This is a genomic window from Mesorhizobium sp. M0051, from assembly GCF_040323235.1.
Taxonomy (GTDB): Bacteria; Pseudomonadota; Alphaproteobacteria; order Rhizobiales; family Rhizobiaceae; genus Mesorhizobium.
On record NZ_JAMYUT010000033.1, the window covers coordinates 1 to 16,449 of the forward strand.

Consider the following 16,449-nt stretch of genomic DNA (forward strand, 5'->3'; position numbering starts at 1 on the left):
ATTCACCAGCCTCCCCGCCGCGCCGCGCCGCCGGCGTGGCGGCGGGGGGGGGGGGCGGCCCCCCCCCCCCCCCCCCACAACCCTGCCAAAGGTCTTCGCGGCCAGCGCTTGGTTCTACGTGCCGGCCACCGCGTCGTTCGGTCGGCAATATTTGTTGTAGATCGTGAATGCGTCGGTGCCGTTCAGCTTTTCCATCTCCCGCATCCAGCCGTTTGACCGGAATGCGGTAGGGCTGATTTGGCCGCAATGTCGTGTTGACCTCCTCGTCCAGCAGACCTGCGGGTTCGTCTCTCTGCGCCAACGGCGCTCCTCCAGGATCACATTTCGCTCGGTCTTGATATCATCCTCGTTGAGGATGAGGTTGAACATGCGATCGGCCTCGAAGCCCATCATCTCGCCCAAAACGAGTCATAGGCGGTGAGGGCGTTATTGTAGCCGCCACTCACTTAGACGGCTCGGTGAACTCGCTGTCGGCGCGGTTGGTGGTCGCTTTGAAGATCAGACGCTCGAGGAAATGGGCAAGTGCGGATTTGCCGGGTGCTCGTCGGCGCTGCCGACCTTGTACCAGACCATATGAGTGACGATTGGCGCGCGGTGATCGGGGATGTCGACCCATGCCATTGCCGAGCAGGAAATCCGCGATCTTGCCGCCGTCGGTGGCGGCCAGAGCCGGAGCGGTCGTCCCCAGAGCCAGGGCGGTGGCAGTGAACGCCTTGCGCAGCTAGGGGGGCGATCGATGGCTGCGTTTGGCAAGGCAAAGGGGTTCGACGCAAAAGTGATTTGTTCCTAATTTTGATGAACGCGCTGCGTCTTCGCCTCCCCGTGGGAGGATCAGCGGGCAGCGCCGAGCCAGATGAATCATGGGCCCAGGGCTCACTCGAGCCTCACCTTCGGATGGACCCAGGAGACCTGCGGCGGTGTTCTTGGGGAGGTGGCCATTGGAGGGATTTTCCTTGGTCCGCTACGTCTTGCGGACGACCAAGCATGCACCGTGCCAGATCAGAAAACCATTGGAGGCTGTTGACAAATCGGGCTCTGCCATGTTGCGCATCCGACATTGTGGGCGATTAAACAGGGCTGAAGGCGACGCGAGCACGGCTGAGAATATCTTCTTCCTTCGGAAGACGGTCAGGCGCGCTGCCGGGGAGGGGTACAGGATGCGCTTCGAAGGCCGCTGCACCGACGGTCAGAATTGAAATGTTGTCGTTGCAGCGGACCGATGTCCTCGACAGTCAGACCGGGCGGTGCTGAAGGGCAGAGGCGTGAGCAGCGTAGCTAAGTGGGCGCGGAGCCAGCTCGCGCGCGAAGACGGACCTGAAAAAAAACGGCGGGTGGCGACATTCGCGAGGCGCTGAAAAACGAGGTCGTAGGACTGGGCGGAAAAACCATGCCGTTGCTCTCTTCTGGCGTGATGGCCTGCCGCGAGGCCGTTGAACGTGATGAGTTGCTGCGGGAAGGGGAGTGTTTTCGCGGGACCTTGGTCAACGTAAGAAACAAACGTCGAGCTCGCCTTGGATGGGGGCATGCAGCACATTTGCCGCTGCAGGACAGCAGCACGGAAGCTGTCCGCGCTTGCCGTCGTCCCTGGGAACCAAACAGCAGAATTTAGCGGTCGCGACTGATTTCATGTGCGTAAAATACCGCCTGGTGCGCTCGGCTGCAAATGCATGCCTGGCGGAGTGGTCGCTTAGGTCAAGAGCATCGCGTGAGTAACAGCCTGACCTTTCTCAATCTGATGCGCGCTAACCGCCTCGCCGGATTGTGGAACTGCTCGCGGGTGGCTTCTGCCACAAACAGCAAGGTCATGAAATCAAGCAGGAAGTCGTCAATCGCCTGGGCGATTGTTTCTGACTTGCCCTTGAACTGGTCCAGCAAAACGCGCGCGCTATCGATCGCTTCCACGCTGGTCGCATCGATCAACCGCTCGACCCTCTTGAAACAATCCAAATCGAAACTCCTTCATGCGCTTGCCAAGCCGTTATGCTCGAAGGCAGTTCCGTGAACTACCCGGCCTTTGACCTGCGGCACGAGCAGCGGTCGGCCTTACGTCCCGTGCCTCCAAACACGAGCCATCGACGTGGCGCTGAGGAGCGTTGGAAGAAATTGGGCGCTTCCGGCCACGCTCGAGCGGTAGTGTAGGACAGTGCTTGCTGGCGGCTACGCCCACAATGGAGTGCGCCAGCTGATCGGGGCTTAACAATTTTTCGCTTTTTGCTGCGCCCAACTCTCGGCTATGAGTCGGGCAGGCCTAATGGCCTGCCCACGTTGCAATTGTTAGAGAGGAACACGTATATGCCGACTGGAACGGTAAAGTGGTTCAACAGCACCAAGGGGTTTGGATTTATCCAGCCCGACAATGGCGGTCCGGATGTTTTCGTCCACATTTCCGCTGTCGAACGCGCGGGCCTCTCGACCCTCGCTGACGGCCAGAAGATCAACTATGAGATCGAGCAGGATCGCCGCACTGGCAAATCCTCCGCTGGCGGCCTCAGCAAAGCTGGTTGAAATTTTCTCCTGCGTCCTGGCAAGAGCAGGCACGTAGGTCCTCACGGCCGCTCGATAGGAGCGAGCAAAAACTGAGGGCAGCAGATTGCTGCAGGCGTCGCGAATTCCTCATGAAACAAAGTTGTTTGAAAGGAAGGCGGGGTTGGCCCCGCCTTTTATATAACGTAGATTAAGCCGATGGCTGCAACGCTCCAGAACGAATCTCGATTGCCAAAATCAAGCCGCGACCTTCTTGCGGGTTCGCTTCGTCGGCGCAGGCTCCGGCGCTTCCGTCGCCTTCGGTTTGCGGCCGAGCCCCATCGTCTTGGCCAATGACGAGCGCGCCGCGGCGTAGTTCGGCGCAACCATGGGATAATCCGCCGGCAGGCCCCATTTGGCCCGATATCCATCCGGCGTCAGCCCATAGTGGGTCGACAGATGGCGCTTTAGCGATTTGAATTTCTTCCCGTCCTCAAGGGAAATGATGTAGTCCGGTGTCACCGATTTCCTTATCGGGACTGCAGGCGTAAGGGCAACCGGCTCTTCTGCAGAGACACCTCCGGCCGTCCCTTTCAGAGCCGCATGCACTTGGCCGATGAGGGCAGGGAGATCCCCCACCGGGATCGGATTGTTGGAGACATAGGCTGAGACGACATCGGCCGTGAGCTCGATGAGGGTGTCGATGTTTTTTTCGGCTTCTTCTGTCATGAAACTCTCCAGGTGGCGTGAAACACAGTCGGCGAAGCGTCGCTTCATAGTGGCGGTCGCCGCTGAAAGCAACAAAGGTCTCGACAGCGCTAATTGCCAATGCTCGTCCAGTAGCGACATCGATGCGCCATATTTCCCGTCGGGACGCTGAGCCACTCGTTGTTGGCGAACCTGCCGAGGGGCGTGGCGCGTCCCGGCTGCAACTTTGCGTCGAAGTTGCTAGTAGTCGAGGCTAAGCGCGCTATTTTTGTCCCGCTTTACTTCTTTGGACTGTGAAATCGAGGGATCGTGATCGCTTGCTGGTGGGCGTCAGGGACGATGGACGTTCATTGGCAATGGCCAAATGTAAGTTCATCGCCCGGTGAGCCGCTCTTCCAAGGGGCTGGGAACCGCCGCTAGTAACCAAGGACATCAATGTATTTCGAGGCGTTTCTTAGCCGGTCCTCGAGAGACGGCAATCGCTGCGGACGACACCTGTTCCACGATATCGAACAGCGCGGCGACACAGGCAGCTTCTCGAATCTGGAGCGGCTTCTCGCAAGCTGGCGCCGCGCCGAGAGGCCGGGCAAGGACAGTGCGTCGCCTGCTTCAATCATACGCGTCAACCAGCCAGCGACGCTGTCCCATACGAATCCCGCGACCGGCCGTGTGATCTCGCCGGTAGTCGCCCCGGCCCTCTGCACGAAGCCTCGGGATGTGCTGATGATCAACCAGGCCACAAAGGTCGACGTCCTGAAGCAGGGATCACATGAGTTTGCCACTATGCGCAGGCTTGCCATGCGCTTCCGCGGCATTTTGCGGGGCCTGTGAATTGGGCGAGCTCGACACTTCGATCGACGTGGCGTCAACTCCGGGTCCGTCGCCATCACGCGTTTCGGTCGGGTCCTACGCCGTGACGCTGACGCCGTTCGCGATGCCATTGAACTACCGTGGAGCAACGGCCAGGCGGAAGGGCTGATCAACCGCCTCAAGACGATTAAACGTACCATTGGGCAGAGCGGGCTGCGAACTCATTAGGGCACGCATGCTGCCACTCAGCCGGCCTGATCACCACACAAAGCGAGGAAGAACCTGGTCAAGTGCAAAGCGACAATTGCCTCGACAGCGGGTCCCGGAAGGTTTATGCTGCCCAATGTTACCGCAATCCGGAATGGCGATTGAGTACCTTCACGAGTGAAGGGAGTGAAACTTCTTTGTCGGCCAAATTGTTGACGGAACGCCCGGCGCCCATTGTTGCTACATGTCTAGATTCTTGGGGCGTTTTGGATGATGCAATCCACCATCTCACTCCGAAGGGCAGTGGAATCTGGAACAATGTCGCTTTTGTTCGCACGACATCCTTCGTGCCCGATTGGCATATCGTCTTTAACTCTGCTTCTCTTTTTGGGCTCCCTGTTGATATCGAGGCGAGCCCAAACAGGACAATTTTTGCTATCGGCGAACCGCCGACGAAAGCTCATCGCGCGTTTCATGAAGGGCAGGGGAAAAATACTATCGTCCTGACGTGTGACGCAGAGCTGGCTGCTCGGCAGAATGCAGCGCGCCGATTCGTTTTGTCTCCACCTATCACTCGGTCTTGGTCTGTAAACAAGACATATGACCAACTTCTGGTCAGCGAAGTCGTGGATAAGCCGCTTCGGCTCTCATGGATTACCAGTGACATCGCCCTGCTTAAAGGACATCGATATCGGCTGGCGTTTCTGGAACGGCTGAGAAAGGAGCTCGATTTTGACCTGTTCGGCCGAGGTTTTCGGCTGATTGGAGATAAATGGAACGCACTCGCACCTTACCGTTACAGTATAGCGTTCGAGAATACTCGTGCTGATTACTATTTTACAGAGAAGCTTATGGACTGCTTCGTTGCTGAAACAATGCCGATCTATTACGGCAGCCCTGCAATCACGAGGTTCTTCCCTTCGGACTCTATGGTTCTGATTGACCCAGAGGACAAGAACGTAATCCCAAAAATTCAAGAAATCATCAACTCGGACCTCTGGAAGGAACGTCGCGGCGCAATAAGAGAGGCGAAGCGGTTGGTCCTCGAGAAATACAATACGTTTGCTTATCTCGCGAGCTTCATCGAAAGCGTTCAGGATAAACCCTTACCGCCGGAAATTATACACATCGATTCGCCTGAGGTCGATTTTGGAATCGACGAATGAAGTACTCCAACGCTCGCTTCGCGTGCCCGGCGGTCGGTGGTCTGGCGAGATCGGTACGGAACGCTCGGCGGAGAATGCCTGCTGCGCAGACGGGCCGGCACGGGCGCACGAGGTCATGCGCCCCCGGCTGCCGCTGATCAGACGAACTGGGGAAGGCCAGGAACGGAATTGAGGACCTCGTCCACGAGTTCGTCGCCGGCATGTTCCTTGGCGCAGGCGATCGTCTCGTTGGCGAGGCCGGCGATCTTTGCCATGCTGAGACCCTCACTCATCAATTGCTGGCCGAGCCCCATAAGGCCGCCACCCTCTGGGTCGTCGCCATGATACTTCGCTACTAATTCCGAAGCTCCCGGAATGGCCTCGATCATGCGCGCAACGGGACCGTCGGCCGCGTGGCTTTGCAGGAAACCCAGCATTAACCCAACGCCCTTCTCTGCGAGAGCCGGGCCGATGCCGGCACCAGTGGCGATGCGCGGTAAGAATTCTTCCATGCAGGGTCTCTCTCTCTCTTTGATGAGGTTTACACGGGGCCGGTCCGGCGCCCAGCTCCCTTGGCCGAACCACAATTGAACTCCACAAAAACAGGCCGGCGGAAGTGCTATTGCGCGTAAAACCGCCTCTGTCAACGCAAGCTGCGTCGGACGTGCGTGTTTCGCAAACCGGAGATTCATTCCAATTCACTTCATTACGCATTGGCAACCGCACAGATTGCGGTGGCTCGCTTATGGGCCAATGCCCCGCGCCCGTCAAATTATGACGACAACGTGGTCATCGCCTAGGATCTGTGGATCAAGGTGTGAGGCACTTACAGCCGGTGGACCTGCTCAAGCGCCGCGCCGACACAAGGGCTAGATTGGCGATACTGCGCGTGTTGGCCATGTCTTTCCTCGCGTGATGGGATGTTCGTAGAAGCGGAGCTATATGCCGGTGTGACGTCGATAAGGCGAACCGGCTATTCCGACAGGACATCCATACTGTCGCATAGACCGTCGCTGCTTAGGTATTGAGACCGCCATCGCTGGTGACATCACAATGTGCAGTCCGCGGGTGTCGATAAGGCCGATTCACGCAATCAGCAGGTCAGGAGGAACGAATGAACCCCTGAGGTTTCAGAAGCTCACTTTTCGCAAGGCCTGCAGCGCACATCGTGCAAGAGATTGCCAGTCTTGCGGGTGCTCTCGACTTTCTCAACGATGGCGGGAAGATCGCAGTGACCGAATCTACGAAGCCGCCGCCAGGGCGTGCTTTGATGCATACAAACGGTTGTCGAGCAGGGATAGGGACTGTCAGGAATTTCGTGTGCGGGCGGGCATAATGGGTAAGAAGGAGTCCCACTATGTCGCGACGCAAAGACCCTGCGATACCGAATGAGCTTCTCGATCAGTTGCTGGCTGGTGGCGCGGCCAGCGCCGCTTTTGATCAGGGCGGTTTGCTCGATTCACTGAAGAAAGCGCTGACCGAGCGCGCCTTGAACGCGGAGATGGATCATCACCTGGCCGGCGATGAGAGCGCCGGCAATACGCGCAACGGCTACGGCCGCAAGACGGTGATGACCGAGACCGGCAAGCTGGCGATCGACGTGCCGCGCGACCGCCACTCGAGCTTCGACCCTCAACTGATCGCCAAATATCAGCGCCGCTTTCCAGGCTTCGACGACAAGATCGTGTCGATGTATGCGCGCGGCATGAGCACCCGCGAGATCACCGGACACTTGCACGAACTTTACGGCATCGACGTCTCGCCGGAGCTGATCTCAACGGTGACCGACGCGGTGCTGGATGAAGTCGTCGCCTGGCAACAGCGGCCGCTCGATCCGGTTTACCCGCTCATCTTCTTCGATGCGATCCGGGTCAAGATCCGCGACGAAGGCATGGTCCGCAACAAGGCGATCCACATCGCGCTTGGCGTGCGCGCCGATGGCGCCAAGGAGGTGCTGGGCCTGTGGCTTGAGCAGAACGAGGGTGCCAAGTTCTGGCTGCGGGTGATGAACGAGCTCAAGAACCGCGGCGTCGAGGATATTCTGTTGGCTGTCGTCGATGGCCTCAAAGGCTTCCCCGACGCCATTACCGCCGTGTTCCCGCAAACGGTCGTCCAGACCTGCATCGTGCATCTGCTCAGGAACAGCATGGACTTCGTGTCTTGGAAGGACCGCAGGGGGCTGGCGACGGCGCTCAAGGATATTTACCGCGCCATCGACGCCAAGACCGCCGAAGAGGCGCTGATGACGTTCGAGGCCGGCCATTGGGGGCAGCGTTATCCCGCCATAGGTCAGAGCTGGCGGCGCGCCTGGGCCGAGGTCATCCCGTTCTTCGCTTTCCCAGACGAGGTTCGCAGGATCGTCTACACCACCAACGCGATCGAGGCTCTGAACTCCAAGCTCAGGCGCGCCGTCCGGGCCAGGGGGCATTTCCCAAGCGACGATGCCGCAACCAAGCTACTCTATTTGATCTTGAACCGATCTGAGAAAGAGTGGAAAATGCCGCCACGTGAATGGGCCATGGCCAAGGCGCAGTTCGCCGTCATCTTCGGTGAGCGCTTCATCAAAGCCATGGCGGCGTGATGTTCAACCGCCCGCCCGCACACGAAATTCCTGACAGTCCCCAGGGATACTCCTCCTCCCTGAAGTCCAATCGAGAAGAGCGATCACTTCCAAGAGGGTCCCAGCTCAGCCGCGAAAACAGGTGCCAGACCCCGATCCTCTCCCTCAACTGATCTAGCTCAGGGCGTTCATGAGCCGCAGATCGCATAGTGGCTGCGTGCACGACGCAGGAAGACCATTTATGAAAATCCTATTCAGAACGATGGCTGTCACCTTGCTGGCACCCACCGCCTTTGCTGCGGATTCGATCCCCACCGACCTCAGAGATACGGCATTGGCCACCTTCAGGGCTTTGCCATCCACCACGCCGACAGTCGCCAACAACCCGAACACCCCGGAAAAGATCGCTCTCGGCAAGGCACTGTTCTTCGATCCACGCGTCTCGGCGTCAGGCGTTTTGTCGTGCAACTCGTGCCACAACCTGGCCACGGGCGGCGACGACAATCACGAAACCTCGATCGGCCATGGTTGGCAGAAGGGACAGCGCAACGCGCCGACTGTACTGAACGCTGTCTTCAACATCGCTCAGTTCTGGGATGGTCGTGCCGCAGACCTGAAGGCTCAGGCGAAGGGACCGGTCCAAGCTGGCATCGAAATGGCCAATACACCGGACCAAGTCATCGCCACGCTCAAGTCCATGCCGCAATATGTCGAGTGGTTCGATGCAGCTTTTCCGGCTGAAGCCGATCGGGTCACCTTCGACAACTTCGCCAAGGCGATCGAAGCCTTCGAGGCGACACTGGTCACACCGGCCCCGTTCGACAGCTTCCTGAATGGTGATGAGCTTGCCATGACTTCCGAACAGAAACAGGGCCTGGCGCTTTTCATGGACAAAGGCTGCTCGTCCTGCCATGCCGGCATCAACGTTGGTGGGCAAGCCTATTTCCCATTCGGCCTCGTGGAACAGCCCAGCGCCGAGGTCCTGCCGGACAAAGACAAGGGCCGATTTGCGGTCACCAATGCAGCCGATGACTACTATGTTTTCCGCGTGGCGCCGCTGCGCAACGTTGCACTCACCGCGCCATACTTTCATTCGGGCAAGGTTTGGGATCTGAAACAGGCCGTCGCCATCATGGGGACCACCCAGCTTGGCGTAGTACTGGCGGACGAAGAAGTTGACCTGCTTGTTGCCTTCCTCAACTCGCTGACCGGAGAGGCACCCGAGGTCGCCTATCCCATCTTACCCTCCGAAACGGCGACAACGCCCCGGCCTGTAACGCAGATCTCAGGAAAATAAAGGGCCAACTGGCTGCGGACGTCGCAATCGAAAATGATTGCGGCTTTTACTTGGGCCACACGAATTGCCACATCCATCTCCGAATTGGCGGGAGGCTAGCAATACCCGAAACCTGCCACCTCGCCCGTAGTCTGCGCGAATCAGCTGGGGAAGCGGACAGACGCGCAGCACCATATATTGTCGCCGCCTGAGCGAACATGCCAAGCAGTCTACTTTGAGAAACGACGTGTGTACGATTTGTTCGAGGCGCGGGGCCTGTATGTTCCCAAGGACCAATACTATAGCGTAGTGTCACATTCATATTTCTGCGGGATGAGGACACGTGCCGAAGGAAAATTGCACATTTTCGCCGAGTGGCTTATTTCCAAGAGTGTGATCGGTTTGGCATATTCCCGGCCGACATCCGCCAGTCGGCAACTCCCCACACGGTGAGGAAGAGAAGCCTCACGCCTGCACTTTCTGCCGGAGCGCGCGTGCTGCAGCGACCATGTTAATGAGGGCAGGGCGGACTTCCTCCCATTTGCGTGTTTTGAGGCCACAGTCCGGGTTTATCCACAGTTGGCCGTCGGACAGTCGCTCGCGGGCAAGCATGACTAAGTCCGAAATCTCGCCGGCTTCCGGGACGCGTGGTGAGTGAATATCATAGACGCCGGGACCGATTTCGTTCGGATATTTGGAGCTCGTGAAGGCGTCCAACAGTTCCATCTTCGAGCGCGACGTCTCAATCGAAATGACATCCGCATCCATTCCAGCGATCGCGTGAATGATCTCGTTGAACTCCGAATAGCACATGTGGGTATGAATTTGAGTCGCGTCCTTTACACCCGTTGAAGCGATCCGGAAACATTCGACAGCCCAGTCGAGATAGACTTTCCAGTCAGATTGGCGCAGTGGCAATCCTTCGCGAAAGGCGGCCTCATCGATCTGGACCATCCTTGCGCCGGACCTTTCGAGATCCGTCACTTCGTCGCGGATGGCGAGCGCGATCTGGCGGCAGGCTTCGGAGCGGGGTACGTCGTCGCGAACAAAAGACCAGTTGAGAATGGTGACTGGGCCTGTGAGCATTCCCTTCACGGGCTTTTCCGTAAGCGACTGGGCGAATTGCCACCAGCGCACTGTCATCGGATTGCGCCTCGATACGTCGCCGAAAATGATGGGGGGACGCACGTAGCGCGACCCATAGCTTTGTACCCAGGCATGCTGGGTGAACGCGAAGCCGGACAACTGCTCGCCGAAATGCTGTACCATGTCGTTTCGCTCGAACTCACCGTGCACCAGCACGTCCAGCCCGATCTCTTCCTGCCAGCGAATTGCAGCCTCGATCTCCTTCTTCAGGAACGTCTCATAGTCGACATAGCTCAGCTGGCCCTTCGCATGAGCGGCCCGCGCCTTGCGTACCTGCGGCGTCTGCGGGAAGGACCCGATGGTCGTCGTCGGGAACGGCGGCAGCCCGAGTGAGCCGGCTTGGACTCTGGAGCGCTCGCCAAAAGCGCTCTCTCGTCGCTTCGCGCTGTCCTCAATGCTAGCGATCCGCCCCTGAACAAGCGGGTCATGGATCCTCGTGGATGTCACGCGCGTGGCGGCAGCCTCGGCAGACGCTTTCAACGCGCCTGCCACCGCATCCCTGCCTTGGGACAGGGCCCGGGCCAGCAAGACCAGCTCGTCGGTCTTCTGGGCCGCGAAGGCGAGCCACGAGCTGATGTCTGCGTCGAGTTCCGTCTCCATGCGCAGATCAATCGGCACATGCAGCATCGAGCAAGAAGGCGCGATCTCGACGCGGTCCAAGGGCCAGCCGGCGACGATCGGTTTGATGCGGTCGAGAATGGCGGGCAGGTTCGCACGCCAGACGTTGCGGCCATCGATCAAGCCAAGCGAGAGCACCAGATCCTTCGGAGCGAGCCGACCCACCGTTTCCAGCTGCTCGGGAGCGCGCACGAGATCAATATGCAGCCCGGCCAAGGGCAGAGAAACCGCGGTTTCGAGATTGTCTCCCAGCGACCCGAAATACGTAGCCAGCATGATCTTCAGCTCGGGCGCGGCTTTCGACAGCTGGCCATAGGCGAATTCGAACGCAGCTCGTTCGTTCGGGTTCAGATCGAGGACAAGCGCTGGCTCATCGATCTGCACCCAGTCGGCTCCCGACAGCTTCAGCCTCTGCAGGACTTGCTCGTAAACGGGCAGCAGCCGCGGTAGGAGCGCGATGGGACCGAACCCCTCGGCAGGCGATTTCGCCAGCTTGAGGAAGGTGATGGGTCCAAGGATGACTGGGCGTGTGTGAATGCCGAGAGCTTTGGCCTCGAGGAAGTAATCGACCGGCTTCGATGACGAGAGGGCGAACGTCTGATCATCATCCAGTTCCGGCACAATGTAGTGGTAGTTGGTGTCAAACCACTTGGTCATTTCCATCGCGGTTACACCAGGTCCATGAGCCTCCTCCTGGTGACCAGCGTGTCCACAATCCTCCGTCTGACCCTGGTTGCCGCGCGCCATTGCGAAGTAGATGTCAAGTGGGACCTCGCCGCTATTCCAGCCGTAACGGGATGGAACGGCCCCGACCATGGCTGCGGTGTCGAGCACATGGTCGTAAAGCGAGAAGTCGTTCGACGGGATTTTCGACACGCCGCGATCGCGCTGCTCTTCCCAGCTAGCGGCACGGAGCGCCTTCGACGTCGTGAGAAGGTCGCCAGCGGACGATGTTCCGGACCAGTAGCTTTCAAGCGCGAATTTCAGTTCTCGCCGACGACCGAAGCGCGGCACGCCGAGCGTTGCTACAGGAATTTGCTGAGAGACAGTCATGTCATACCCCGATGGTTGGGGGCGTCGGTGACAAGGAAGGCGCTAGCAGGCCCGGCACGCCGGATTGCAGCGGCCACCGAGACACCCCGCCCGTGGACGTGATTCGTCGTGGCAGGTCTCCTGGCTCGCGGGGTCATAGCCTCTACCCGTCTTCCCGAGGGTATTCGCCTCAGTGACATGAGTGGGGTTGGCTCGCCGCTAACAGTTGCGGGGGCAGCGCCGGCATCGCACCGGCTTCCCTCTTAGCTCCGCTGCGGCAGCGCCGCACGCGAGAACCACGACACGCCAGACAATCACAGCAATCCCTTCTCTTGTCAATGGCGCATAACGAAATGTTTATGTGGTTATGTCCTGGCGCTTTTACGCTTATCTAACGCTTATCTAACATTGTGAAACATGGAGTCGTCCATTTGCCGGCGCTGCACCGCTGCCCCATTGTCTGTGAATTGGCGTGCAAAATTGACCCCATAAGCCGGGGAATCGGCGTCCAATTTTGACCCCCCTGATGCTTTGATTTGCGACCATCAGCTCGTCGTAGCGAGCGGATGGTGTGGGGATGAAGTCGGTGGATACGATTGCCCGAGTTCGGCGCGCCTTCCATGTGCAGGGATGGTCGCTCAAGCGGATTTGCCGCGAACTGCATGTGTCGCGGAACACCGTCCGCAAGATTCTCAGATCCGACGAGACATCGTTCTCCTACGAACGCGAGCGGCAGCCGATGCCGAAGATCGGTCCGTGGCAGGATCAGCTTGACGGGTTTTTGAATGGCAACCGTGGCAAGGCGGCGCGCGAGCAACTGACACTGATCCGGATTTACGAAGAGCTTTGCAGCCTCGGCTACGAGGGAGGCTATGACGCCGTCCGCCGATACGCGAAGAGCTGGGCGAAGGCGCAGGGGTCGGCGACGGCGGACGCCTATGTGCCGCTGTTCTTCGCGCCGGGCGAGGCCTACCAGTTCGACTGGAGCCACGAGATCGTCCTGATCAACGGCGTGACAGTGACCGTGAAGGTCGCCCATTTCCGGCTCTGCCACAGCCGCATGATGTTCGTCAGGGCCTATCCGCGCGAGACGCAGGAGATGGTGTTCGACGCCCACGACCGGGCCTTCGCCTTCTTCGGGGGCGCCTGCACGCGCGGCATCTACGACAACATGAAGACGGCGGTGGAAACGATCTTCGTTGGCAAGGACCGGCAATACAATCGCCGCTTCCTGCAGATGTGCAGCCATTATCTGGTGCAGCCGGTCGCCTGCACGCCGGCATCGGGCTGGGAGAAGGGTCAGGTCGAGAACCAGGTCGGGCTGGTGCGCGAGCGCTTCTTCACGCCCAGGCTGCGCTTCAAGACCTATGAGGAGCTGAACGCCTGGCTGCATGACAAGTGCGTCGCCTACGCCAAGGCGCATCGTCACGTCGAGCAACCGGAACGAACGATCTGGAACGTGTTCGAGGAGGAGCGTGGCAAGCTGGTTGAATACCGCGGTCCCTTCGACGGATTCCATACGGTGCCGGCCTCGGTGTCGAAGACATGCACGGTGCGCTTCGACAACAACAAATACTCGGTGCTGTCGACCGCCGTCGGCCGCCCGGTCGAGATCCATGCCTATGCCGGCAGGATCGTCATCCGCCAGGACGGCGTGGTCGTCGCCGAACATGCCCGCTCCTTCGGGCGCGGCGACACGATCTACGATCCCTGGCATTACATGCCGGTCCTTGCCCGCAAGCCCGGTGCACTGCGCAACGGTGCGCCCTTCCAGGGCTGGGTTCTGCCCTCGGCGATGGAGCGTATCCGACGCAAATTGAAGGCGGCGCATAACGGCGATCGGCAGATGGTGTCGATCCTGGCGGCGGTGTTGACCGACGGCATCGATGCCGTGGAAGCCGCCTGCCAGGAGGCGCTCGATCAGAACGTCTGCTCCTGTGCCGTCATCATCAACATTCTGGCGCGGCGGCGCGACCCCGCGCCGGCCATCACCATCCTCACCCCGGACGCGCTTCGCCTGCAGCATGAGCCGCAGGCCGACTGCGCCCGCTACGACAGCCTCAGGAGGGCAAGCTGATGGAACGCACGCAGGTTCTGGAACTAATGGGGACGCTGAAGCTCTACGGGATGCGGGGCGCCTATGACGAGGTCATGGCGACAGGCATCAAGCGCCAGCACGAGCCGCCGAGGATCGTCGGCGATCTGCTGTCGGCCGAGATCGCCGAGAAGCAGGCCCGCTCCATCAAATACCAGCTCACTGTCGCCAAGCTGCCGATCGCCAAGGACATCGATGAGTTCGACTTCGACGGCACGCCGATCAACGAAGTCCTGGTCCGGGACCTTGCCAACGGCACCTTCGTCGCCGACCAGCGCAACGCCGTGCTCATCGGCGGCACCGGAACCGGCAAGTCGCATCTGGCAATCGCCATTGCCCGCGCCCTGATCCGCAACGGCTCACGTGGCCGCTTCTTCAACGTCGTCGATCTCGTCAACCGGCTCGAGACCGAGCACCGCGGCGGCAAGCAGGGCCGTATTGCCGATTACCTCACCCGGCTCGACTTCGTCGTGCTCGATGAACTCGGCTATCTCCCGTTCGCCCAGGCCGGTGGGCAATTGCTCTTCCATCTGATCAGCCGGCTCTACGAGCGGACCTCGATCATCGTCACCACCAACCTGGCATTCGGAGAATGGCCCGCCGTCTTCGGCGACGCCAAGATGACGACAGCGCTCCTCGACCGTCTCACGCATCATTGCGAGATCATCGAGACCGGAAACGAGTCCTGGCGCTTCAAGAACCGCGCCTGATCAGCCCAACCACCTCGACCAGTCCATCCGCGCTCGCCCAGGCTGCGCAACCCTGACCAGCTCCGCCCGGGCGAACGCTGACCGCCGCGTATTACATAAGGGGGGTCAAAATTGGACGCCGATCCGGGGTCAGTTTTGGAAGCCATTTGACAATCAGGTGACGTGAACAATCACCAGCCTGCCATGACCGCCCCCTCTCAGCGAATTTGCAGAACTCTCAGCACACTACCGAGCCAACACCGAGGCTGCGGAAGGTGTGCGGGATGAGCCCAACCGATTTCGCGGTGCGGTAGGCGTCACGAGTCATTGGCGTCTCTTGCCTAAGCCGGTTCGTTGGATTCTGCCCTCTCGACGAATCCACAATTCGAAGGCAGCAGGCAAGGAATCACTGTGTCTGTTGACGGGCTACCCAATGCGTATGTTCTCTCGAAAAGGCTTGTTCGGCTTCGTTCACAAAGTCCGAGAAAGCAGCCTCTGATGCGACTTCCATAACGCGTCCCTGTATGATCCCAATCTCGTGGGCCGTTAAAGTGTATGAAGACGAAAGCTCGTTGAATTTTTTTACTTGGGTCCAACCCACCATACTCGAAGCTAAGACGATTAACGGCTCTATAGGCCAAATCGCCAGGACAGGGTTGGCTATCCGTAGCAAAACAAGTCCGATGGCAATGACGTATGCAGTTATACCAGCGAACATCCAAGCTCGACTCGCTTTTTTGTTTTTGCTCGCCTTAACTGCATACCAAGAGCGTTGCTCACGAATCCGATGGGTATCGTAGTACGATTTTCGATCATCCAGCGACAGAGCACGCGTCGCCTCCATCGAGACCGTAATCTGGTCGTTGGCGGCTTCGTCTGGCGGGATTCGACTTCCAATATGGTGGTTGGCATCAAGGATCGCGAGCAAATAATTTCGGAACTCCGCCCTTCGAACCGCAACTTTGTCGGCATCGCCGAACGGTTCCGCCCGCATGCAGTAGCGCCAGCATGAGGTCTTAATGGACTCTGCAAGTGCTCGGCCTTTGTACCAGTCTTGCTCAGGCTTCTTTAAACTGCGAGTGATTAAAACTCCCAGCGAAATCAAGAAAACAAAGGCGTATCCAGCAAAGTAAAGGGGTGTTTGACTCAAGTCGAGAGAAAGGATTGCCGCGACCAGGAGCAATGTGTACTCAGCTCGAATGAGCCATAGGAACTCACTTTGCGAGCCAGCGGAGAGCTGGCTCGCAGCACGATATAGCGCAGGGTAATCGAACTTTATTGTCAAGGTACAAGACGACGAATTGCTGCGACAATGGAGGCCGAATTCCAAGCGACCATCTCATCAGCATAGTCAATTACGGACTGCGGCGTTCTCTGCTCCCCCCACCGTTTGATTCCTAAAATCGGCTTGCCGAGGGACCTTGCAAACTCCATCTCGAACTGAATCCAGTCACTGTGGTTAACATACATCCCGGAGACAATCACCACGCACTGCACGGGTCGGATTTGGCGCCTCATCGCTTCGGCGAGTTCGGCTTTGCTCATACGTGGGAACACGTCGTCCACGGGAACGGAGTAATTTGTCCACTCGAAGTTCGACGCATCGTTCAAAAACCTTACCGCACGTTCGTACCGCTCACTGTAGCTCCACGCGTGGCTGATAAAGAGCCGATGGTTGTGTAGATATGGCACGACAGCAT

The 16,449-nt window shown here is 58.9% G+C and carries 13 protein-coding genes, 2 pseudogenes and 1 riboswitch; of the genes and pseudogenes, 8 read left to right on the forward strand and 7 right to left on the reverse strand.

Features of this window, described 5'->3' with window-relative positions:
- Positions 1-114: 114 nt before the first annotated feature.
- On the reverse strand, positions 115-390 hold the full coding sequence (locus NKJ90_RS33615; protein ID WP_502904950.1) for a hypothetical protein: 276 nt from the start codon (positions 388-390) through the stop codon (positions 115-117).
- A 214-nt stretch (positions 391-604) separates the two neighbouring features.
- On the opposite strand from NKJ90_RS33615, the gene NKJ90_RS33620 reads away from it, so the two are divergent.
- Positions 605-790, forward strand: a complete 186-nt coding sequence (locus NKJ90_RS33620) for a hypothetical protein (RefSeq protein ID WP_502904951.1) — start codon at positions 605-607, stop codon at positions 788-790.
- Between the two features lie 902 nt (positions 791-1,692).
- On the opposite strand, the gene NKJ90_RS27170 is transcribed toward NKJ90_RS33620, so the two are convergent.
- Positions 1,693-1,947, reverse strand: coding sequence for a hypothetical protein (locus NKJ90_RS27170; RefSeq protein WP_352487192.1), 255 nt, complete (start codon positions 1,945-1,947; stop codon positions 1,693-1,695).
- A gap of 345 nt (positions 1,948-2,292) precedes the next feature.
- Here NKJ90_RS27170 and NKJ90_RS27175 point away from each other — a divergent pair, with 345 nt between their 5' ends.
- Positions 2,293-2,505, forward strand: a complete 213-nt coding sequence (locus tag NKJ90_RS27175) for a cold-shock protein (RefSeq protein WP_352487194.1) — start codon at positions 2,293-2,295, stop codon at positions 2,503-2,505.
- Positions 2,506-2,721: 216 nt separating this feature from the next.
- Here NKJ90_RS27175 and NKJ90_RS27180 read toward each other — a convergent pair whose 3' ends face one another.
- Positions 2,722-3,192: a Ros/MucR family transcriptional regulator gene (locus NKJ90_RS27180; RefSeq protein WP_352487252.1), complete on the reverse strand. Its 471-nt coding sequence runs from the start codon at positions 3,190-3,192 to the stop codon at positions 2,722-2,724.
- A 402-nt stretch (positions 3,193-3,594) separates the two neighbouring features.
- On the opposite strand from NKJ90_RS27180, the pseudogene NKJ90_RS27185 reads away from it, so the two are divergent.
- Together NKJ90_RS27185 and NKJ90_RS27190 are read left to right on the forward strand one after the other, a co-directional pair.
- A pseudogene (locus NKJ90_RS27185) lies at positions 3,595-4,225 on the forward strand (transposase); the annotation flags it as partial.
- Positions 4,226-4,349: 124 nt separating this feature from the next.
- A complete protein-coding gene (locus tag NKJ90_RS27190) occupies positions 4,350-5,354 on the forward strand; it encodes a glycosyltransferase family 10 domain-containing protein (RefSeq protein WP_352487196.1) in 1,005 nt (334 codons plus the stop codon).
- A gap of 137 nt (positions 5,355-5,491) precedes the next feature.
- On the opposite strand, the gene NKJ90_RS27195 is transcribed toward NKJ90_RS27190, so the two are convergent.
- Positions 5,492-5,845 carry a hypothetical protein gene (locus NKJ90_RS27195; protein ID WP_023737108.1) on the reverse strand — a complete coding sequence of 118 codons (354 nt, stop codon included), beginning with the start codon at positions 5,843-5,845 and terminating at the stop codon, positions 5,492-5,494.
- Between the two features lie 845 nt (positions 5,846-6,690).
- Between NKJ90_RS27195 and NKJ90_RS27200 the strand changes: the two genes are divergently transcribed.
- Positions 6,691-7,914, forward strand: a complete 1,224-nt coding sequence (locus NKJ90_RS27200; protein WP_352487197.1) for an IS256 family transposase — start codon at positions 6,691-6,693, stop codon at positions 7,912-7,914.
- 220 nt (positions 7,915-8,134) lie between these two features.
- A complete protein-coding gene (locus NKJ90_RS27205; RefSeq protein ID WP_352487253.1) occupies positions 8,135-9,190 on the forward strand; it encodes a cytochrome-c peroxidase in 1,056 nt (351 codons plus the stop codon).
- Between the two features lie 444 nt (positions 9,191-9,634).
- Here the strand turns inward: NKJ90_RS27205 and metE are convergent, their stop codons facing one another.
- Entirely contained in the window at positions 9,635-11,986 is a 2,352-nt protein-coding gene (metE, locus tag NKJ90_RS27210; RefSeq protein ID WP_352487199.1) for a 5-methyltetrahydropteroyltriglutamate--homocysteine S-methyltransferase, read from the reverse strand.
- A 93-nt stretch (positions 11,987-12,079) separates the two neighbouring features.
- Positions 12,080-12,281: riboswitch (cobalamin riboswitch) on the reverse strand.
- Between the two features lie 261 nt (positions 12,282-12,542).
- Here metE and istA point away from each other — a divergent pair.
- Positions 12,543-14,109, forward strand: a pseudogene (istA, locus tag NKJ90_RS27215) (IS21 family transposase).
- Positions 14,042-14,770 carry an IS21-like element helper ATPase IstB gene (gene istB / locus NKJ90_RS27220; RefSeq protein ID WP_352487201.1) on the forward strand — a complete coding sequence of 243 codons (729 nt, stop codon included), beginning with the start codon at positions 14,042-14,044 and terminating at the stop codon, positions 14,768-14,770. Before istA ends, istB begins: the two are co-directional and overlap by 68 nt.
- A gap of 385 nt (positions 14,771-15,155) precedes the next feature.
- Here istB and NKJ90_RS27225 read toward each other — a convergent pair whose 3' ends face one another.
- Together NKJ90_RS27225 and NKJ90_RS27230 are read right to left on the reverse strand one after the other, a co-directional pair.
- Positions 15,156-16,079: a DUF4231 domain-containing protein gene (locus NKJ90_RS27225; protein WP_352487202.1), complete on the reverse strand. Its 924-nt coding sequence runs from the start codon at positions 16,077-16,079 to the stop codon at positions 15,156-15,158.
- The gene (locus NKJ90_RS27230) at positions 16,031-16,441 is read right to left on the reverse strand and encodes a TIR domain-containing protein (protein WP_352487203.1); all 411 of its coding nucleotides are present in this window, start codon (positions 16,439-16,441) and stop codon (positions 16,031-16,033) included. The genes NKJ90_RS27225 and NKJ90_RS27230 overlap by 49 nt, the downstream gene beginning before the upstream one ends.
- Between the last annotated feature and the right edge of the window lie 8 nt (positions 16,442-16,449).

Bases quoted from the DNA above. Each gene is read 5' to 3' on its own strand.
- NKJ90_RS33615 (WP_502904950.1), bottom strand. From the start codon at position 390: ATGGGCTTCGAGGCCGATCGCATGTTCAACCTCATCCTCAACGAGGAT.
- NKJ90_RS33620 (WP_502904951.1), top strand. From the start codon at position 605: ATGTCGACCCATGCCATTGCCGAGCAGGAAATCCGCGATCTTGCCGCC.
- NKJ90_RS27175 (WP_352487194.1), top strand. From the start codon at position 2,293: ATGCCGACTGGAACGGTAAAGTGGTTCAACAGCACCAAGGGGTTTGGA.
- NKJ90_RS27180 (WP_352487252.1), bottom strand. From the start codon at position 3,192: ATGACAGAAGAAGCCGAAAAAAACATCGACACCCTCATCGAGCTCACG.
- NKJ90_RS27195 (WP_023737108.1), bottom strand. From the start codon at position 5,845: ATGGAAGAATTCTTACCGCGCATCGCCACTGGTGCCGGCATCGGCCCG.
- NKJ90_RS27200 (WP_352487197.1), top strand. From the start codon at position 6,691: ATGTCGCGACGCAAAGACCCTGCGATACCGAATGAGCTTCTCGATCAG.
- NKJ90_RS27205 (WP_352487253.1), top strand. From the start codon at position 8,135: ATGAAAATCCTATTCAGAACGATGGCTGTCACCTTGCTGGCACCCACC.
- metE (WP_352487199.1), bottom strand. From the start codon at position 11,986: ATGACTGTCTCTCAGCAAATTCCTGTAGCAACGCTCGGCGTGCCGCGC.
- istB (WP_352487201.1), top strand. From the start codon at position 14,042: ATGGAACGCACGCAGGTTCTGGAACTAATGGGGACGCTGAAGCTCTAC.